General features: G+C 42.1%; 21 protein-coding genes and 1 tRNA gene. 13 read left to right on the forward strand and 9 right to left on the reverse strand.

Annotated elements, in window-relative coordinates; translation table 11 throughout:
* Nucleotides 1-35 precede the first annotated feature (35 nt).
* The 7 genes from FHS45_RS09985 to FHS45_RS10015 all read left to right on the forward strand — a co-directional run bounded on the left by FHS45_RS09985 (nucleotide 36) and on the right by FHS45_RS10015 (nucleotide 6172).
* Entirely contained in the window at nucleotides 36-1046 is a 1011-nt protein-coding gene (locus FHS45_RS09985; RefSeq protein WP_062441211.1) for a tetratricopeptide repeat protein, read from the forward strand.
* Between the two features lie 132 nt (nucleotides 1047-1178).
* Complete coding sequence (gene trxB / locus FHS45_RS09990) at nucleotides 1179-2129, forward strand: thioredoxin-disulfide reductase (protein WP_062441207.1); 951 nt, start codon at nucleotides 1179-1181, stop codon at nucleotides 2127-2129.
* Between the two features lie 253 nt (nucleotides 2130-2382).
* On the forward strand, nucleotides 2383-2850 hold the full coding sequence (locus FHS45_RS09995) for an NUDIX hydrolase (RefSeq protein WP_062441205.1): 468 nt from the start codon (nucleotides 2383-2385) through the stop codon (nucleotides 2848-2850).
* A gap of 66 nt (nucleotides 2851-2916) precedes the next feature.
* A complete protein-coding gene (gene rapZ / locus FHS45_RS10000) occupies nucleotides 2917-3807 on the forward strand; it encodes an RNase adapter RapZ (protein ID WP_062441200.1) in 891 nt (296 codons plus the stop codon).
* Between the two features lie 2 nt (nucleotides 3808-3809).
* Nucleotides 3810-4763, forward strand: coding sequence for a gluconeogenesis factor YvcK family protein (locus tag FHS45_RS10005; protein ID WP_062441197.1), 954 nt, complete (start codon nucleotides 3810-3812; stop codon nucleotides 4761-4763).
* A gap of 34 nt (nucleotides 4764-4797) precedes the next feature.
* Nucleotides 4798-5763, forward strand: coding sequence for a DNA-binding protein WhiA (gene whiA / locus FHS45_RS10010; protein WP_062441194.1), 966 nt, complete (start codon nucleotides 4798-4800; stop codon nucleotides 5761-5763).
* Between the two features lie 154 nt (nucleotides 5764-5917).
* Nucleotides 5918-6172 carry an HPr family phosphocarrier protein gene (locus FHS45_RS10015; RefSeq protein WP_062441191.1) on the forward strand — a complete coding sequence of 85 codons (255 nt, stop codon included), beginning with the start codon at nucleotides 5918-5920 and terminating at the stop codon, nucleotides 6170-6172.
* Between the two features lie 120 nt (nucleotides 6173-6292).
* Here the strand turns inward: FHS45_RS10015 and clpP are convergent, their stop codons facing one another.
* From clpP to FHS45_RS10060, 9 genes are all read right to left on the reverse strand, one after another.
* On the reverse strand, nucleotides 6293-6883 hold the full coding sequence (gene clpP, locus FHS45_RS10020) for an ATP-dependent Clp endopeptidase proteolytic subunit ClpP (RefSeq protein WP_062441188.1): 591 nt from the start codon (nucleotides 6881-6883) through the stop codon (nucleotides 6293-6295).
* A gap of 175 nt (nucleotides 6884-7058) precedes the next feature.
* Nucleotides 7059-7661: a response regulator gene (locus FHS45_RS10025; RefSeq protein ID WP_062441185.1), complete on the reverse strand. Its 603-nt coding sequence runs from the start codon at nucleotides 7659-7661 to the stop codon at nucleotides 7059-7061.
* Nucleotides 7658-9022, reverse strand: a complete 1365-nt coding sequence (locus FHS45_RS10030; protein WP_062441182.1) for a sensor histidine kinase — start codon at nucleotides 9020-9022, stop codon at nucleotides 7658-7660. Before FHS45_RS10030 ends, FHS45_RS10025 begins: the two co-directional genes overlap by 4 nt.
* A gap of 11 nt (nucleotides 9023-9033) precedes the next feature.
* Nucleotides 9034-9624: a DUF6305 family protein gene (locus FHS45_RS10035; protein ID WP_062441179.1), complete on the reverse strand. Its 591-nt coding sequence runs from the start codon at nucleotides 9622-9624 to the stop codon at nucleotides 9034-9036.
* A 327-nt stretch (nucleotides 9625-9951) separates the two neighbouring features.
* Entirely contained in the window at nucleotides 9952-10848 is an 897-nt protein-coding gene (nikC, locus tag FHS45_RS10040) for a nickel transporter permease (protein WP_229717831.1), read from the reverse strand.
* 17 nt (nucleotides 10849-10865) lie between these two features.
* Complete coding sequence (locus tag FHS45_RS10045; protein WP_062441177.1) at nucleotides 10866-11870, reverse strand: ABC transporter permease; 1005 nt, start codon at nucleotides 11868-11870, stop codon at nucleotides 10866-10868.
* 159 nt (nucleotides 11871-12029) lie between these two features.
* A complete protein-coding gene (locus FHS45_RS10050) occupies nucleotides 12030-13676 on the reverse strand; it encodes an ABC transporter substrate-binding protein (RefSeq protein WP_308789077.1) in 1647 nt (548 codons plus the stop codon).
* Nucleotides 13677-13716: 40 nt separating this feature from the next.
* The gene (locus FHS45_RS10055; protein WP_062441171.1) at nucleotides 13717-14718 is read right to left on the reverse strand and encodes an ABC transporter ATP-binding protein; all 1002 of its coding nucleotides are present in this window, start codon (nucleotides 14716-14718) and stop codon (nucleotides 13717-13719) included.
* A complete protein-coding gene (locus FHS45_RS10060; protein WP_062441168.1) occupies nucleotides 14711-15712 on the reverse strand; it encodes an ABC transporter ATP-binding protein in 1002 nt (333 codons plus the stop codon). Before FHS45_RS10060 ends, FHS45_RS10055 begins: the two co-directional genes overlap by 8 nt.
* A gap of 210 nt (nucleotides 15713-15922) precedes the next feature.
* Here FHS45_RS10060 and FHS45_RS10065 point away from each other — a divergent pair.
* From FHS45_RS10065 to FHS45_RS10090, 6 genes are all read left to right on the forward strand, one after another.
* Nucleotides 15923-15996, forward strand: a tRNA-Arg gene (locus FHS45_RS10065).
* 237 nt (nucleotides 15997-16233) lie between these two features.
* On the forward strand, nucleotides 16234-16428 hold the full coding sequence (locus FHS45_RS10070; protein WP_208416384.1) for a hypothetical protein: 195 nt from the start codon (nucleotides 16234-16236) through the stop codon (nucleotides 16426-16428).
* Nucleotides 16429-16864: 436 nt separating this feature from the next.
* Nucleotides 16865-17104, forward strand: coding sequence for a glutaredoxin family protein (locus FHS45_RS10075; protein ID WP_229717829.1), 240 nt, complete (start codon nucleotides 16865-16867; stop codon nucleotides 17102-17104).
* Between the two features lie 148 nt (nucleotides 17105-17252).
* Nucleotides 17253-18281 carry a sugar-binding transcriptional regulator gene (locus FHS45_RS10080; RefSeq protein ID WP_062441162.1) on the forward strand — a complete coding sequence of 343 codons (1029 nt, stop codon included), beginning with the start codon at nucleotides 17253-17255 and terminating at the stop codon, nucleotides 18279-18281.
* A gap of 43 nt (nucleotides 18282-18324) precedes the next feature.
* Nucleotides 18325-19332, forward strand: coding sequence for a type I glyceraldehyde-3-phosphate dehydrogenase (gene gap, locus FHS45_RS10085; protein ID WP_062441159.1), 1008 nt, complete (start codon nucleotides 18325-18327; stop codon nucleotides 19330-19332).
* Between the two features lie 110 nt (nucleotides 19333-19442).
* Complete coding sequence (locus tag FHS45_RS10090; protein ID WP_062441156.1) at nucleotides 19443-20624, forward strand: phosphoglycerate kinase; 1182 nt, start codon at nucleotides 19443-19445, stop codon at nucleotides 20622-20624.
* Nucleotides 20625-20631: the final 7 nt, after the last annotated feature.

Consider the following 20631-nt stretch of genomic DNA (forward strand, 5'->3'; position numbering starts at 1 on the left):
GTCATACGTACTGAAACGGTGATAGGAGGATATTGATGCCTACTTCTAGGAATGGAGCCACAAAAAATATGAATGATAACGTGATTCATTTTGTAGCGGATGGGGAGTTTTATTTCAGTTATGGTGTGCAGGCTTTCCAAAAAAGAAATTTCACCATGGCTGTCAAATGGCTGAAAAAAGCGATAGAAAAATCTCCTGATGAACCCCTATATGCTTGTCAACTGGCTGTCGTCCACACAGAGCAGGGCTCCTATCATAAAGCGAACCAATTATTGACCGAAGTACTTTCGGTATTCGGAAAAGAATATGTTGATTGTTATTACTTAATTGCAAACAATTATGCGCATCTTGGTTTATTTAAAGATGCGAAAAAATATGCAGAAGCCTATTTGGAAAAGACGGAACAAGGCGATTTCAAAGAAGCTGCTGAACAATTATTAGAGTTAGTTACTTCTTTGGAAGAAGATGAAGAGGATGACTGGACGCTGGAAGATGAGGATGAATTGCTCATTTACCAGGAAACTGCTCTTTATCATCTCCAGCGCCAGGAATGGGAAGAAGCGCTGGTACTCCTCGAAGAAATGATGCAGCTATTTCCTGATTATACAGCGGCAAAGCATGAGTACACATTTGCGCTATTCCATCGTGGAGATGAAGATGAGGCGATCGAGTTAGAGCAGCAGTGGCTTGAAAACAAACCGAACAATTTGCACAGCCATGTCAATTTAGCTATTTTTTATAAAGAACCAAATGACGATCGCAGTGATGAACATATTATGATGGTAAAAAAGATTTTTCCAATCCATGACCATCAAAAACTCTATATTGCCCAGGCATTGACAAGAACTGGCCATTACCAGGAAGCATGCGAGCGGTTCCAATCCATCCGGTCGAAAGATGTTAAACGTACGAAAACATTTTATAAATGGCACAGCATCGCATCCTATCATACTGGAAAGCCTTCCAAGGCATTGCATTTGTGGGAAGAAGGGTGTAAAAAATACCCGGAAATGAGTGAGGAAGGCGGCCCTTGGAACGCATCTTGACAGCGTTTGGGGAGATGACGTTCCACTCATACCCTAGTGAGCATATTAATAGACGCAAGAGATACAATTTTATAGGATGATAGTATGAAACTGACTAGTTCGAGTCAATGTATATAGGGGGCTGAATTAAAAATGGAAGAGCATATTTATGATGTAATTATCGCAGGTGCAGGGCCGGCAGGAATGACAGCTGCTGTCTACACGTCACGTGCGAATTTAGATACGCTTATGATTGAGCGTGGAATTCCAGGTGGTCAAATGGCTAACACAGAAGATGTCGAAAACTATCCTGGTTATGAAAGCATTCTTGGGCCTGATCTTTCCAACAAGATGTTCGAGCATGCCAAAAAGTTCGGTGCCGAATATGCCTATGGAGATATTAAGGAAATTAAAGATGGCAAAGAATATAAAACAGTTGTAGCAGGAAATAAAGAATATAAAGCACGTGCCGTCATCATTGGTACGGGGGCTAAATATAAAGAGATCGGTGTTCCTGGTGAAAAAGAACTGGGAGGACGCGGTGTCTCCTATTGTGCTGTATGTGATGGGGCATTTTTCCGTGATAAAGAGCTGGTTGTCATTGGTGGAGGAGACTCTGCCGTAGAAGAAGGGGTGTATCTGACTCGCTTTGCCAGCAAGGTTACAATTGTCCACCGTCGTGATGAATTGAGAGCACAGCCAATTCTGCAGCAACGTGCATTTGAAAATGAAAAAGTGGAATTCGTCTGGGATACAGTATTGAAATCCATCAATGATAAAGATGGAAAAGTAGGCAGTGTAACATTATTCAATAAGAAGACAGAAGAAGAATACGAATTTAATACAGATGGAGTATTCATCTATATTGGAATGATTCCGCTAAGTGAACCATTTAAAAGTTTAGGTATTACAAATGAACAAGGCTATATACCGACTGATGAAAATATGGAAACAAAGATTCCAGGGATTTTTGCAGCCGGGGATATTCGGGAAAAAACGCTTCGTCAAATAGTGACAGCAACTGGGGACGGAAGCATTGCTGCCCAATCTGCCCAGCATTATATCGAAAACCTGATGGAAGAATTGAAGGTTGCGAATAAGTAATCCGCGGCCGTGTGAGGGCAGGTGTGCAGGACTTTTGGAATAGTAATTGCAACTTAACTCTCCTGTAACACGCATGAAACAATTGTGGGGTACAATATAATTAATTAATTGACCCCCTTTTAATAGATAGATCTATTGTGCACAGGTGCCTAACCGCCTGTGCATTTTTTTGTGGATAGGAACATTGTGGGACGAATCTGATTCATTGTATAATAATATATGATGTCCTCCGACTAAGGATGAGGTGAAGTAATTGCAGCGAGTAACGAATTGTATTTTGCACATAGATGATCAGGTTTTGATGTTAAAAAAACCGAGAAGGGGCTGGTATGTGGCACCTGGAGGTAAAATGGAACCTGGTGAATCGATTAAAGAATCAGCTGTCCGGGAATTCAGCGAGGAAACCGGATTGGCAATTAAAAACCCTGAAATGAGAGGGTCATTCACTTTCATCATCCGGGATGGCGACGAAACTGTCCAGGAATGGATGATGTTTACTTTTTATTGCACCGAATATGAGGGATCACTGTTAGAGGAAAGCGAAGAAGGTGAGCTGGAATGGGTGCCAGTGGCTGAGGTACTTAGCAAGCCTATGGCAGAAGGCGATCGGCATATTTTTAACCATATACTGACGAGTAATGAGCAAGTTTATGGAACGTTTGTCTATACCCCTGACTATCAGCTGCTCGATGTCGACTTAGATCCGACAGATCCTGAATAATTAGAGTCGCGCCAGCAATGTTTGTTTCATATATAGAGACTGCTGCCTGATAGGAGTGGATACAAAATGACTAAAAAAGAACAAGAGACACAGCTGGTAATCATCACGGGAATGTCTGGGGCTGGTAAAACAGTGGCGGTACAAAGCTTTGAAGACTTAGGTTTTTTCTGTGTGGATAACCTGCCGCCGGCTTTGCTGCCAAAGTTTCTTGAGTTGATGAAGGATTCTTCTAATAACATTGAAAATGTAGCTCTTGTGATGGATTTAAGAGGGCGGGAATTTTTTGATGCATTATTTGAAGTATTGGATAAGCTAGTGGATGAGCCATGGCTGCAGGAACACATCCTGTTTCTGGATGCACAGGATCAGGCGTTGGTTTCCCGTTATAAGGAAACACGACGTTCCCATCCATTGGCGAAGGATGGGCTGCCTTTAGATGGTATTAAACAAGAGCGCCGGATGCTCGATGAGTTACGGGGAAGAGCGCAAACAATTATAGAAACGACTGATTTGAAGCCGAGAGAGTTACGGGAGCAAATCATCCAGACGTATGCCAATACACAGAAGAAACGTGAAATATTCTCGGTTCAAATGGTTTCCTTCGGTTTCAAATACGGGGTGCCGATTGATGCGGATTTAATATTTGATGTACGTTTTTTACCCAACCCACATTATGTGGAACACATGCAGCCGCTCACCGGACTTAATAGTGAAGTAGCATCGTATGTCTTCAAATGGTCTGATACACAGAAGTTTCTCGAAAAACTGATTGATCTGCTGCAGTTCATGCTTCCGCAATACAAGCGCGAGGGAAAAAGCCAGCTAATCATCGGAATCGGGTGTACTGGTGGACAGCACCGTTCGGTGGCGATAGCTGAACATTTACGCAAGCATTTTTCAACCGGTTACGTAACCCATGCCAGCCATCGTGATATCGATAAAAGAAAGGGCCATTGATCATGACAATAAATAGAAAGCCTAAAGTGGTCGTCTTGGGGGGCGGGACCGGAATGCCTGTTTTGCTTCGTGGGCTCAAAGACCTGCCAATTGACCTTTCTGCTATCGTGACCGTTGCCGACGATGGGGGAAGTTCCGGTCGATTGAGGAACGAAATGTCCATTCCAGCTCCAGGAGATATACGGAACGTGATTGCAGCATTATCTGATGCTGAACCAATGCTCCTGGAATTATTCCAGCATCGGTTTGAAAGTGGAAATGGATTGTCCGGACATTCCATGGGTAACCTACTATTAGCCGCGCTGACTTCCATGAAAGGCGATTTTTTTACAGGCATCAAAGAAATTTCCCGTGTTCTTAATGTAAAGGGGAAAATTTATCCAATCGCTAACCAGAATATGTATCTACATGCGGAAATGGAAGACGGGACCTTAGTTTCAGGGGAATCGAATATTCCTAAATATCGAGGAAGAATCAAGCGTGTATTTCTGGAGCCGGATCCCGTAAAACCGCTCCCGGAAGCGGTGGAAGAAATTAAACATGCGGATTTAATTGTTATTGCACCAGGAAGTCTCTATACAAGTACACTTCCCAATATTATCATACCAGAAATTTCTAAAGCCTTGAAAGAAACATCAGGAAAAGTAACTTACGTATGTAATGTTATGACACAGCATGGTGAAACAGATGGCTATTCAGCAGGCGATCATGTCAAAGCAATTATCGATCATGTTGGTCAAGGATGTGTCCATTCCATCATCGTCCATAACCAGCCAATCGAACATGATGTAAGGAAAATTTATGCTGAAGAACAGGCAGAGCCTGTCATTTATGATAATGAGCGAATTCGCCGGATGAAATTGGAAGTCATTGAAGAAGATATCATCGATCATTCCAAAGCGATGTTACGCCATGATACGAAAAAAATTGCAAACCTGCTCTACAGTATGCTGTAGATAGCAAGGAGTTTTATGCAGGGAGGTGAACGTCGTGTCTTTTGCTTCAGAAATTAAGAAAGAGCTAACGAATGCGGAGGCGGAAAAACCGTGCTGCATTCATTCTGAATTGGCTGCCTTGATCCGTATGAATGGCTCCGTATCTTTGAACTCAAATAAAACATACGTGCTGGACGTTCAAACGGAAAATGCTGCTATTGCCCGGCGGATCTATACACTGATTAAAAAAGTCTACCACTCACCAGTGGAGTTGCTTGTCCGAAAGAAAATGCGTTTAAAAAAGAATAATGTCTATATAGTTAGGATGAAAGAGGAAGTTAAGGCCTTTTTAGAAGAATTAGAAATTATGAATGATGGTCCTTTTTCCTTCAACCGAACCATTTCGGACAATCATAAAAAGGATATCTGCTGTAAACGCGCCTACCTTAGGGGGGCTTTTCTTGCAGGTGGTTCTGTCAATAATCCAGAAACTTCTTCTTATCACTTGGAAATTTATAATTCTTATCAAGAACATAATGAAGCTTTATGCGAGTTGATGAATGTGTTTAACTTGCATGCTCGAACACTGGAAAGAAAAAAAGGGTATATCACTTATATCAAAGAAGCAGAGAAAATAACAGAATTTCTCAGTAATATCGGGGCCCATCAGGCACTCTTCAAGTTTGAGGATGTAAGGATAGTCCGTGACATGAGAAACTCCGTAAACCGCCTTGTCAATTGTGAAACGGCAAACTTGAATAAAACAATTGGAGCTGCATTCCGCCAGGTAGAAAATATCAAGTTTATTAAAAATACCGTGGGTATTGAAGCTCTGCCAGAAAAACTGCAGGAGGTAGCAATGCTGCGTCTGTTGCATCAGGATGTTTCTTTGAAGGAATTAGGTGAATTGGTTTCTACAGGGAAAATCAGCAAATCCGGAGTAAATCACCGCCTAAGGAAAATTGATGAGTTTGCTGAGAAGGTGAAAAAAGGAGAGATTTATCCGACTTCCCAGCAATAAGGGGATTTCGATTTCCAAGTGTAATCCATGTCAATGATAGAAGATTCATGCTATAATGAATGCAATTAAAAAACGCTTTCAAGGAGAGCGTTTTTTCTATCACCAACTATGATACCGCTTCCCATATAGGAGTGTAGAAGAGAGGAGAATTCAGGTGGTTGAACGGTCGTTGAAAGTTGAATTGGAAACAGGTCTGCAAGCGAGACCAGCAGCCCAATTCGTGCAATTAGCTAATCGTTTTTCATCCGATATATTCATTGAAAAGGACGGAAAAAGAGTAAATGCCAAAAGCATAATGGGATTGATGAGCCTTGCTATTGGAGCCGATGAAGAAGTGCTGCTGATTACCGAAGGTTCTGATGAAGAACCGGCTATGGAAGAACTGCAGGCTTTCGTTATAAAAGCGTAATGGTTGATGTTACTTATGTGAATAAATGAACATTGTGTGTGGTATTTTGAGTAAAAGAGCTTCCATATCAAAGACCCTGACCGGGAGGTCAGGGTCTCTTTTTGAATGAAAAATTAATTATTATTCGGTCGGCTTCTTTTCCATTACTTTGTCGATCAATCCATATTCTTTCGCTGTATGAGCTGGCATAAAGTTATCACGGTCGGTATCCCGCTCGATAACCTCTAACGGCTGCCCAGTACGCTCAGAAAGGATTTTATTCAACTTTTCACGCATTTGCAAGATACGGCGAGCATGAATTTCGATGTCAGCTGCCTGGCCTTGCGTTCCGCCTAATGGCTGGTGAATCATAACTTCACTGTTTGGTAGTGCATAACGCTTACCTTTTTCACCAGCAGCCAACAGGAAAGCTCCCATAGATGCTGCCATACCGATACAAATGGTAGATACATTGGGTTTGATGAATTGCATCGTATCGTAAATTGCCATTCCAGCTGTAATAGATCCGCCTGGTGAGTTGATATAAAGAGAAATATCTTTATCTGGGTCATCAGCTGCCAGGAATAGAAGCTGAGATACAATCGAATTAGAAACGTTATCATCGATTCCGCTTCCCAGCATAATGATTCGGTCTTTCAGCAAGCGTGAGTAGATATCGTATGCACGTTCTCCGCGGTTTGTTTGTTCAATTACTGTAGGTACTAAATTCAATGTAAATTCCTCCTTCATCACTTATAATCATTGGATGATGTGATAGTTTTATCATACATCCAAGGTCAATAAAGGTCAAACAAAATACTTCGACTTTATCAGGCAAAATTCCTTATACCATGATTCCCTAAATTAGTCAGAATAAACCTGTCTATATAGGTTTTTTCCAGCTGTTTTACAGTAGTTGATATTTGTTTTTTGGTCTTCCCCGACTGCCATAATCAGAAACAACTTCGATTTCCCCTTTTTCCGCCATGTGGTGGAGGTAGCGATGGACAGTCTGGTAGGCGATTGGCAATTGCTGCTGAATCTCATTAATAGTTACCGGTTGTTTTTGATTATAGAGAAAGTGTTTAATCGACTTGCGTGTCTCTTTGTTGATTCCTTTGTCTACATATATATCCTGATCTGTATGAGCCAGTTTAGCGAATTTCATATTCAGTTTGATCCGTGATATTAAGTCAGGAGCCTTTATTGGCTTCATGGCGAAATCTGTAGCCCCTGCTTCTAAAAAAGTGTTGGCAATATCCTGTCGGTCATCCACAGTTAAAACGATGATAGGGATATGCTTGTTTTCCTTTCTAATGGCTTTGACAGTTTTCAACCCATCCCATTCCGGCATGTGGTAATCGAGTAAAACCAGGTCAGGATCGAGCTTTTGCAATAATGCCAACCCCTCCTTTCCATTGGAAGCTTCGGTGGATGGCCACTCACAAAATTCGCATATTTCTTTCAGGGTGAAACGTATGTCTTCATTGTCATCGATGATCAAAATCATCCTATCGCTTCCTTTCTTGAGTGCTGAGGGAGAGTTATCGTGGTGATAGTATAAGAACCTGGTTCACTCGAAACCTCAATACTGCCAGAATGACTCTCTATTACCCGTTTAACAAACGGCAGACCGATACCGGAAGAATTTTTAGTGCTGAAACCTTCCTGCCATATGTGAACAAGGTTGGCCTGATCGATTCCTGGCCCGTTATCTTCTATTCTGATGCAGGTTCTATTAGCTTGATTTGTTACATCCACTTTGATTTTTCCTCCGCGGTCATGTAAATAGATCATTGAGTTCTCCAGTACATTGGAGATTGCCCTGGAAAATCGTATTTTGTTTACATATAAAGGCGGAATAGCTTCTTCGATACGAACTTCGAAGTCAATTGGCAGGTCATCTGTGTTTAAGTGACTCATCACATAATCAAGCAATTCTTCCGCCGGGATTTCTTTTCGAATATCTTCATAAAGAATATCGGAAATCATTTCTTTCATTTTTACGACCGATTGATTAATTCGGCTAAAATAACTTTTGGATTTGTAGTCATCTGCCTTTACCTTCATTTCCATCAAAGATAATAGCCCTTCGATCGCTACCAACGGTGTTTTTAAGTCGTGGACTAGTGTATGCATCTCCTGATAAACCTTGGACTCGATTAAATCATTCCTGGTCTTTTGCAGTTCTTTTCCTTGTGCCTGGTACAATTTCAAAGTAGCGATTTGTTTGTTGAATAAGTGAATCAGCGTAGTAAAAATCAAGGCGATAATGAAGAAAATAAGGAAAAATACTAACGCAATCGTGCTGAAAAGGTTATGATCGGTCAAAAATTCATCTACAGCCTTTAAGCTTACAGCCAGGTCGTTTGTTCCAAATCCATAATGGCTTAAAGACGGAATCAAATTAAGCCATTGGAGCGAGGTCGTCGTCAAAATCAACAAAACGAGAAAGGTTAAAGCGAAATAGCGCTGCCTTGGGAGGTAGGTACTAAATAACAAGATAAAGCCGATCGTCAGTAATTGCGGAAGGTACGCATAATATTCAGCATAAAGGAAGTTCAGCGCCCAAACTGCCATTAATGACAGGATGGCATAAACGACTTGGAAGCGGACGGTAGTGCTGTTTTTAACAAAATATCTAGTCAGGAATAATGTACCGAAAAAAATCATGGAAAACATCAGTACGTTCCGCGAAATATAGGCAAAGGCAGTCACCAGCAGCTTCCCGCTGTCTTCCTCAATAAGACTGCGGTCGATCTCTTCATAAATGAACATGGACCAGTCCATCGTCAATGCTGGTATCAGCATTCCGTAAAAAACAAGTACAATTCCGAGGGTACCCCAGAATGGGTGTGTTTGCTGTTTCATTCTGAATCCCCCTACCTGAACACCGAGTTGAATGGTGTTTTCATATCTTCTATTTCATTTACAAAGGTGGACTTTATTTTATAGTCGTGAATCATGCCCATTAAATTTTGGGGAGGAACCTCATGCTCTTTTCCAATAAAATAATCTGCATAAGGAAGAGTCATCGTTAAAAACTCCCATGATTCTTCATAATCCCGATATTGGACATCCAAATCAAAAATTACCACCGGTACTTGCTCTGCTTCTGCCTCTTTCATTAACTCAACGATACGTTCTTTTTCCTGAGCCAACCTTCTATTTTTATGTAGCAAGCCGTTGTAGCTATAGCCAGCTACAATGACCAGCGTCTCATATTCGTATAAATCTGTTGCCAACGCCCTGGGGCGGTATTCGGCATCGAGATGGAGCTGTTGGGCAAGCTTATGGACAATCCCGCCTTCCACAGTTTGTCCTGCAGAAGTAATTAAGACGGGTTCTTTCCCGATTGGTGCAGGAAGGTTTGGATACATATATGTCGTTTTTCCTGATGCCTGATAGGAATGGTGTCCGATCACAATAAGACTGATAACAAAGCATAACAATATGATGGAGTATTTCTTCAAAAGGCATTTCCCCCTATTTGGTGTATCAAATCTATAAGCTTTAGCGGTTAATCAGAAGCGAAAGGCACTTTTACTATTATTTTACTTAAATATTCTGAATAATGAAAGGTGCATTTAATCAGCCTGGTTAAAAAAGGAGGAGAATGCAGCAGGACTAATAGGTTGGAGGTTTAATAATTTGTCTCTGGTGGATTGATAGGAGAGGGGCATTGGATCTATATGGCAAAAAAATCGAGTATAAAACCAATAGATTTTTATACTCGATTACATCTGCTGATTTAATTGTTGACCCATAACCACTGGAACTACTTTCTTACAACAGTTATTTTATTGTTTTAAGCGTGGGTCGAGTGCATCTCGCAGTCCATCACCCAGCAGGTTGAATCCTAAAACAACGAGAAGGATAGCGAAGCCAGGGAACATGACTACCCATGGAGCAGTCTGCAGAGCGGAGCGGCCATCACTTAGCATGGCTCCCCATTCAGGGAGAGGTGGCTGTGCCCCTAACCCTAGGAAACTCAGGCCTGCTGCATCCAAAATAGCAGTACCTATCGTTAGAGTCGCCTGGACAATAATTGGCGCCAGGCAATTCGGTAATACGTGAGAAAATAAAATTCTTCCATTCTTCGCACCAATTACACGGGAAGCCTCGATATATTCCGTTTCTTTGACAGAGAGCACGGTCGATCGTACAATCCTGGCAAAATGGGGGACACCGACGATTCCAACGGCAATCATAGCGTTTGTCAGGCTTTTCCCTAAGACAGCAACTAATGCAATCGCCAATAGAATACTAGGAAAAGCCATCATTATATCAATCAGCCGCATGATAATTTGATCTACCCACCGCCCGAAGAATCCGGCCACAGCACCTAGAAATACACCGACAATCATTGAGATTCCTACAGTGATGACACCAATTTGAATAGTTATCCGTGATCCGTAGACAATTCGTGAGAAGATATCTCTTCCAAGTTCATCCGTTCCTAGCAAATGTTCAGAGGAAGGAGATTGATATCGGTCAATAATGCTTTGGTCTGTTGGTGAATGGGTTGCGATTTGAGGTGCGAATATAGCAACCACAATCAGTAATGTTATGATGACCAACCCGATTAAAGACGTTTTACTTTTGATTACCCTGGATAAGGAGTCAAGCCAGAGGCTCGAGTTCTTTTTTCGATTTATTGCAGGATCCATCTGATCCGCTTTTGCTTCAGCAGCCAAGGTTTCCACATCCTTTCCTAATCCAGTTTGATTCTTGGGTCGAATAACGTATATAGGATATCAGTGATTAAGTTTACCAATACAAAAATGATAGCGATGATTAAAATAGTGCTTTGGACGACAGGATAATCACGGCTTAGGATAGCATCGACTACATATCTTCCGACACCTGGCCAAGAGAAAATCGTCTCCGTTAAGACGGCGCCCCCTAAAAGAAATCCAAACTGCAATCCAATGACAGTGAGAACCGGAAGGGAAGCGTTTTTCAGGGCGTGTTGGAAGATAACCAATCGGCCGGCTAACCCTTTTGCGTTGGCAGTTCGTATGTAGTCCTGTTTCATGACTTCTAACATACTTGAACGAGTCATACGCGCGATGATAGCCATTGGGATGGTGGCAAGTGCCAGGCCGGGCATCAATAGGTGTCGGAATGCATCGATGAATGCTGTCCCGTTCAAGGTCAGGATGCTGTCTACCAAATATAAGTTGGTGATTTTTGTCAACTCAATATCATTGGATAGCCTTCCGGATGGAGGTAACCAATTCAGTTCTACAGAAAATAGCCAAATCATCATTAAACCAAGCCAAAATATTGGCATCGAGACACCGAATAATGCTCCACTCATACTCAGGTTGTCAAACCAGGAGTATTGCTTGACTGCTGCGATCACTCCGGCCAGTACTCCAATAACAACAGCGATTGTCATAGCAAATAGGGTCAATTCAATCGTAGCTGGCAGTCGGCCGCCTATCTCTGAAGCAACTGATTCTTTGGATTTGATTGAGTCACCTAGATCGCCGGTGGCTATCTTACCCATAAAGTTTCCATATTGGACAATATAAGGGTCATTTAGGTTCAATTCTTCCCGCAGCATTTCCAGCTGCGCTTCTGTCGCTTTTTCTCCTAGAATACTTCTGGCTGGATCTCCAGGAACCAGATGCATCAGGGAAAAGGCGATAATCGATACACCGATAATTACGGGTATCAAGGATACAAGACGTCTAATAATATAATTGAGCATGCTGCATTCCTCCAAAATTTAAAAAGCTGTTCAAAGGGGCTTTAGCTAGCAGCTGGCAGCTGTCTGCCGTTGCCGTGTAGAGCCCCTTTGATTTTTACAGCCTTTTTATAGCCTGTTTGAAAGGGAGCGGGAAGGGAATACCCTTTCCATAAACCTCAATTAGTTCAGTTCTAAGTAGTTAAAAGGTTCACTTCCTGTTGGATGAGGAATATAGTTCTGAACTTCTTTCTTCACGGCAAGTGGTGGTGTTGTGTGAGCAATAGGGAACCATGGTGCATCTTCGTGGATGATTTCCTGTGCTTCTTCATAAAGTCCGACACGTTTCTCCTGGTCAAGTTCTGTTTGCGCCTGCTTTAAGATATCATGCAGTTCATCATTCTTATAGAAGGCGATGTTTCCTGCAGAACCTTTTTTCGCATTATCTTTATCCAGTAATACATATAGGAAGTTGTCAGGGTCACCATTGTCACCTGTCCATCCTAAGAAAGCCATATCGTGATCGCCATTTTCAGTAGCACTTAAATGAGAATCCCATTCGTTCTCGACGATTTCAACGTCAACGTTGACTTCTTTTAACATTTCCTGGATAGCCTGCGCAGCGAACTTCGGCTGTGGAAGATATGGGCGCGGATTGGACATTGTATACAGTGTGATACTCATGCCATCGCCGTATCCAGCTTCAGCAAGTAGTGATTTGGCTTCTTCGACATCGTAGCCGTAATCTTCTACGTCATCGTTATAGCCCCATAGGGAAGGCGGCATTGGATTTTTAGCAGGTTTTCCAATACCTTCAAACAAGGAAAGTAATTTTTCTTTATCAATGGCCAGGTTAATTGCCTGACGGACTTTCTTGTCTTTTAATGGGCCTTCTTTATCTGTGTTCATAGCCATATAGGATACGTTCATAGACGGACGACGGATGATTTGTAATGCTTCATCATCTTCTGCCTGCTGGATATCCTGTGGGTTCATTCCATTCATTGCATCAATAGAACCTGATTGCAATTCCATGAAACGAGCACCATTATCTGGAATAACACGGAAAATCACTGTATCGACTTTAGCTGTTTCTCCGAAATAATCTTCGTTTTTAGATAAGGTAATGCTGTCATCCTGTTTCCACTCTTCAAAAATGAATGGACCGGTACCGACAGGGTTTTTGAAGTAGTCATCTCCGTGCTCTTCAATAGCATCCGGGCTTGCAATACCAAATGGAGGCATAGCAAGTGTGTTCAGGAACGGTGCATTAGGTTCAGATAGTGTGAATGTAACTTCATAATCTCCTGTAGCTTCTACATTTTCGATGATTCCACTGGGGTTTTCGTCAGATGCCCCGAACATATAACCGTAGTAGACATATTCTGCTCCTTCGGTCCAACGTTCGAAGTTGAAAACAACGTCTTCTGCAGTAAAGTCTGTGCCATCATGGAATGTAACATCATCCCGTAGTTGGAATGTCCATTCCAGGCCATCATCACTTGTATCCCATTCTGTAGCCAGGGCAGGTACTACTTCTGTACCTTCCTGTTCATAACGAACAAGTGTGTCATAGATCTGGTTGGTGACATAAATCGATTCACCATCGGTAACCTTAGAAGGGTCAAGCTGTTCAGAGTCGGCTCCTCGGCCAAATACGAATGTGCTGCTGCCGCCGCTGCCTTCCTCAGCGGACTCGGAATCTGTGGTATCCTGGCTGTTACTGTCTTCACCTTCCGAATTGGCTTCATCGTTATTGCTGCACCCAGCTACGACAAGAACCAGCAGTGTGAAAACGGTCAATAACATCCAAAGTGCTTTTTTCTTCACAATTAGTTCCCCCTTAAATGGAATGTAATGAAATTAAGTATTAGACAAGCGTTGCTTCCGTGTCTTCTACCACCTCCTTAACGAGATGGCAGGCAACTTGATGCTCTGCACCTGGCACCTGTTTTAAGACCGGTTTTTTCTGTTTGCATATATCTTCTGCCCAAGGGCACCTGGTGTGGAACTTACATCCTTGAGGAGGATTAGAAGGAGAAGGAAGATCTCCCTCAAGGGTGATGCGTTCCCGTTTTTCTAAGGGCCGTGCCTCGGGAATGGATGATAATAATGCTTTAGTATAGGGATGTTTAGGGTTTCCGTACAGCTCTTCCACATCTCCTATTTCTACAATCTCACCTAAGTACATGACAGCGACTCGGTCACTGATATGATGGACGACACTGAGGTCATGGGCAATAAAGATATAAGTGAGATTGAATTCTTTTTGTAAATCTTCCATCAAGTTGATGACCTGTGCCTGAATAGATACGTCCAAAGCAGAAACAGGTTCATCACAAATAATCAATTCCGGGTCCAAAGCTAAGGCTCTTGCAATCCCGATCCTCTGTCTTTGTCCTCCACTGAACTCATGTGGATAGCGGGACTTATGGTAACTGTCCAGCCCTACTACTTCGAGCAGCTTATCCAGTTTTTGCTGCCGTTTTTCTTTTGACATGCCGAAAATTTTCATCGGTTCTGTCACCGTCTGTTCAATAGTTTTGCGAGGATTCAAGGAAGCGTAAGGGTCCTGAAAAATAAGCTGCATTTCTTTACGAAGCTTCCGTAATTCTTCCCCCTTCACATCGGTGATGTCCTGACCTTTATAAAAAATCTTGCCATCTGTCGGCTCCAGCAGCTTCAGTATGGTCCGACCCGCTGTGGATTTACCGCATCCACTTTCACCGACCAGACCGAGTGTCTCCCCTTGATTGACAGTGATGGATATGCCATCGACAGCCTGAACAGCTCCTGTTTGTTTAGGGAAAATTGCCCCTTTATAAATAGGGAAATGTTTTTTTAAATTTTGGACACGTAAAAGTTCACTCATGGACGGTCACCTTCTCTTCCTGTTCATACAATAAGCAGCGCACAAAATGATCTGTTTCATCTTCTGATAGAGCAGGATCTTTTATCAGACACTCATCCTTGACGTGAGAACACCTGGGTGCGAAGCTGCATCCTTTTGGCAAGTCCCTTAAATCAGGTGGCAAGCCTTTAATGGCCTCGAGTCTTTCTTTACGATTGTGAATTTGCGGGATAGATGATAATAATCCCCAGGTATAAGGATGCTTTGGTTTATCAAATAATTCTTTGACGCTCGAGAATTCTACAGGCTTTCCGGCGTACATAACCATCACACGGTCACATACTTCTGCCACAACACCGAGATCGTGGGTGATCATAATGATTGCCATGCCTAATTCTTGCTGCAGTTTTTTTAACAAATCTAGTATTTGTGCCTGGATGGTTACATCGAGGGCGGTCGTAGGTTCATCGGCAATCAAAACTTTAGGGTTACAGGCAAGTGCCATCGCAATCATGACACGCTGCCGCATTCCTCCACTGAATTCATGGGGGTAGTTTTTCAAACGTTTGGCGGCATCAGGGATACCCACTAAATCGAGCAACTCGATTGCGCGAATACGTGCTTGCTGTTTATTCATATTTTCATGAGTCATTATGGTTTCCAGCATCTGTTTTTCCACAGAAAATACCGGATTAAGGGAAGTCATTGGATCTTGGAAGATCATCGAAATGTCTTTCCCGCGTATTTTTCTCATCTCTTTTTCTTTCTTAGGCAGGAGGCTTTCACCTTTGAAACGAATATCACCTGAAACGATTCTGCCTGGGGGGGATGGAACTAATTTCATTATCGACATAGCCGTGATACTCTTACCGGAACCCGATTCTCCTACAATTCCTAGTGTTTCTCCAGGTTTGACAGAAAAACTGACACCATCAACGGCTTTAACGACTCCGGATTTAGTGAAAAAGTGTGTATGTAAATCTTCTACTTCCAGAATGGGAAGATGGTCAGCCATAGCGAACCTCCTTATAACGATTGAATTCTAAATTTGATGTGCTTATTATTATACATAAATTCTGAAAATTACGAATTAAATCTCTTTTTTCTCAAAATTAATAAGAGAAAATAAACCATCCCAATTTTGGAGGGCTCCGGGGCAGCTAGTAAAAATTAGTCCTTGCGTTTTTGAACGGATGTGATTATAATAATCAATGCATGTCATGTTGCGCCCGTAGCTCAGTTGGATAGAGCTATAGATTCCGGTTCTATGTGTCGGGGGTTCGAATCCTCTCGGGCGCGCTCTATAATTACACCTGGTTTTTACACCAGGTGTTTTTTATACTCTTTATTTACTTCAGAAAATTCTAAAGAAATACTTTTCAGGAAATATTACGGAAGCTGTAAAAGAATCGTTAACGAACAGATGTTTTTTATACACTTCAAACCATGTTATGATAGATAGTAGAAATAAGTAGGCGACGAATCTGTCGTAAGTAAAATGGGGTGTTTATTACGAAATTACTTCGTTATAAGATTTTGTATACCGAATTGATTGCAGAAGATCGCCGTATTCATGTATTTGATATGGCTTTCCAGCGAAAATTATCTTTTAATTATGCCTCACTGAAAAGAAGTCCTGATAAAAGGGCGAAAGAATTATTGAATTTCCTAAAATCAAAAAATACTAAAATAGAATTAGGTTTATATGATAATAAAGGACGCGCATCTTAGCGTTCTTTTTTTGTTTGGTTACCTGTTAAATATCCTGGGTGATTTACATTTAAGCTCCCTTTAATGGAAGTCTCAGTTTCGAGATAAGTTGTTTTCCGTTACGTCAGTAACGGTGGTGTCCACAAGTGTGATTTCGAGAACTTCCTATGGCAAGGTCCGGTGGGGAACGGCGAGACTCCTGCGGGATGAGCATGACAGGTGAGACCCCGCAGAGCGTCAGCTCGAGGAGGCTCAGCTCATGTCCGCGGAAAGGGAGTCGTTCCCCATCGGACCGATATGCAGGCAAAAGTCTCGAAATCAAGTCTTCGACTTTTCGGCCCTTTTGTGGAATAAGCGTCTTAGGCGATAATGTCTAAATGAGCTTTTGTTTTAAAAATATAATCAGTGGTACACTGTATGTGTATGGGAAATGGAAGCTGGGACAGGGGGATTGGAATTGAAGGAAGTCATTTTATATTCAAAAGAAAATTGTTGTCTTTGTGAAGATGCCAAAGAATTATTAAATATGTTAAAAAAAGATTATAATTTCACAGTTTTAGAAAAAGATATTTATAAAGACGATACATTACTGGAAAAATATCAGTTCGAAATACCGGTCGTGAGAATTGATGAAGAAGAACTCAATTGTGAGCAAATTGATGTATTTTCATTAAGAGAACGTTTACAAGAAAAATAACCGATTTTTATCACTTGCGGCAATGTAAGGGTACTGGTATATTTAATCATGAAGAAAATATTTTTTTGCTCTGCGTGGGACGAAATCTGACTAGTTGGGACAAAAACATCCCGGAGGATGGAATTCACAAAACTGAAGGGGCTTTTCCATGAGGGCTTTAATTGATTTACAAAAGAAACTATTCCCTGATTTGCTCGATGTTATGCAGAGACGTTATCAAATTCTGCATTATATCCAGTTAATGGAACCTGTCGGAAGAAGAAGTTTAGCAGATAATATGGAATTAGCTGAACGGACAGTCCGTAGTGAAGTCGATTTTCTGAACCATCAAGGGTTTATCGCTATTACTGTAAAAGGTATGCATATTACCCGTGATGGAAAGATGATTCTTGAGCAGTTGGCTGATTTCATTAAAGAGGTTTCCGGGATTAGGGTTTTAGAAAAACAGTTAAGGGAAAAATTAAATTTAGACCATGTAGTGGTCGTTCCAGGTGACAGCGATGAACTACCCTGGGTAAAACAGGAAATGGGGAGAGCTTGTGTCCATTATTTAAAAAGCATTCTCGTTTCCGATAGTATAATCGCGATTACCGGTGGTACAACCATGGCGGCAGTTGCTGAAATGATGACTCCACTTACCGGATCACCAAATTGCTTATTCGTACCTGCGCGCGGTGGGCTCGGCGAGAGGGTTGAAAATCAAGCCAATACTATTTGTGCTGAAATGGCAAAGAAAGCAAAAGGGGATTACCGTCTTTTGTATGTGCCTGACCCTTTAAGTGAAAAAACATATCAGTCAATCACTTCCGAGCCGTCCATCATAGAAATACTCAACTTGATTAAAGGTTCCGATACCGTCATCCATGGAATAGGAAATGCCCTGACTATGGCTGAAAGAAGAAAAGCCTCACCGGAGCAGGTAGAAAAAATCAAGCAAGGACAAGCGGTTGGAGAAGCTTTTGGCTATTACTTTAACCAGCAAGGCGAAATCGTTCATAAAGTCAGAACGGTAGGCCTGCAGTTGGAAGATCTCTCAGATTCCCAGCACGTCATTGCAGTTGCTGGGGGAGAGTCGAAGGCCCAGGCTATTGCTTCTTATTTCAAACCTGCGAAAAGCAACGTCCTTATTACCGATGAGGGTGCTGCACAAAAGCTTTTAAGGGAAATTTCCCTTTAAATAGATTTAATAAATTACAACCCATTCAAGGAGGAATTTTATAATGACAGTAAAAGTAGGAATTAACGGCTTTGGACGTATTGGACGTAATGTCTTCCGTGCCGCTTTAAACAATAACGATGTAGAAGTAGTAGCAGTAAACGACTTGACTGACGCTGAGATGCTTGCCCACTTATTGCAGTATGATACAGTACATGGTGAACTTGAAGAGAAAGTAACTGTAAACGGCAGTAACCTTGTCGTTGGCGGAAAAGAAATTACTGTACTATCTGAAAAAGACCCTGCACAACTAGGCTGGGGCGATCTTGGTGTAGAAGTTGTCATCGAGTCTACTGGTCGTTTCACAAACCGTGCCGATGCGAAGAAGCACCTGGACGCTGGTGCTAAGAAAGTAGTTATTTCTGCGCCTGCAAAAGAAGAAGATCTTACACTGGTTATGGGTGTAAACGATTCTGATTATGACCCAGACAACCATCACGTTATTTCTAACGCTTCTTGTACAACGAACTGCCTGGCACCATTTGCAAAAGTGCTTAACGACAAATTCGGCTTGAAGCGTGGTATGATGACAACAGTACACTCTTACACGAATGACCAGCAAATCCTTGACCTGCCACATAAGGATTATCGTCGTGCCCGTGCTGCTGCACAAAACATCATCCCTACTACAACTGGTGCAGCAAAAGCTGTTGCAAAAGTCTTGCCTGAACTGGATGGCAAGTTGAATGGTATGGCTATGCGTGTACCGACTCCAAACGTTTCTATTGTGGACTTGGTAGCAGAGCTTGATAAGAACGTTACTGTTGAAGAAGTTAATGCTGCCCTTAAAGAAGCGGCAGAAGGAGATTTGAAAGGAATTCTTGGTTACAGTGAAGAACCACTAGTATCCAGCGACTATAATGGAAACACTAACTCTTCAATCATTGATGCTATTTCTACGATGGCTATTGAAGATAACATGGTTAAAGTAGTTTCCTGGTACGACAACGAGTTCGGTTACTCCAATCGTTGTGTCGATCTGGCTGCATTCCTTAAAGAAAAAGGACTTTAATTCAGAGTTAGAGTCGAATAATATGAGGTAAAGTGTAAGGGGGAGGTCCATAATCCTCCTCCTTTATCACTTTTAAGGCAATTTTTCAACCTAAAAGGAGGTCCACCGCTGTGAACAAAAAAACAATCCGTGATATCAAAGTACAAGGGAAGAAAGTATTTTGCCGCGTTGACTTCAACGTACCGATGAGTAACGGGGAAGTTACCGATGACACGCGTATTAAAGCGGCATTACCGACGATTTTACATTTAGTGCAGGACGGAGCAAAAGTCATTCTTGCCAGCCATTTGGGTCGTCCAAAAGGGGAAGCGCATGAGGAACTTCGCCTGGATCCTGTAGCTAAGCGCCTGAGCGATTTAATGGGACGTACGGTAACGAAGACTGACGAAGTTTACGGTGATGAAGTCAATCGTGCCATCAAAGATATGAAAGATGGCGATGTGTTATTGATTGAAAACGTTCGTTTCGAACCAGGTGAGGAAAAGAACGATGACGCACTGGCAAAAGAGTTTGCCGCCATGGCTGATGTCTATGTCAATGATGCGTTTGGTGCAGCACACCGTGCTCATGCATCTACAGCCGGGGTCGCTCAACACCTGCCTGCAGTAGCGGGCTTTTTGATGGAAAAGGAATTGAATGTGCTTGGCCAGGCACTGTCTGATCCTGACCGTCCATTTACAGCTATTATCGGAGGCGCAAAAGTCAAAGATAAAATAGGTGTCATCGACAACTTGCTTGATAAAGTCGATAACTTGATCATCGGTGGCGGACTTGCCTATACCTTTCTGAAAGCCAAAGGCTATGAAATCGGAAAGTCATTGCTTGAGGAAGACAAAATTGATTTGGCAAAGCAATTCATGCAAAAAGCTGAAGATAACAATGTCAATTTCCTAATGCCTGAAGATGTCATTGTAGCTGATGATTTCTCCGAGGAAGCGAATACGAAAGAAGTGGGTATCGACAGTATTCCTGCTGATTGGGAAGCACTTGACATTGGACCAAAGACGCGGGAAAAATACAGTCAGGTGGTCAAAGATTCTAAACTGATCATCTGGAACGGCCCTATGGGCGTATTCGAATTTAAACTATTTGCCAATGGTACGAAAAATGTAGCAGCTGCACTTGCGGAGACAGACGGTTATACAGTAATCGGCGGCGGTGATTCTGCAGCAGCGGTAGAAAAATTCGGATTTGCTGAAAAAATGGATCATGTTTCCACTGGTGGAGGAGCTTCACTGGAATTCATGGAAGGAAAAGAACTTCCTGGCGTATCCCTATTGAACGATAAGTAAAAAAGGA

This window comes from Thalassobacillus devorans, assembly GCF_011761345.1.
Classification (GTDB): Bacteria; Bacillota; Bacilli; order Bacillales; family Halobacillaceae; genus Thalassobacillus; species Thalassobacillus devorans.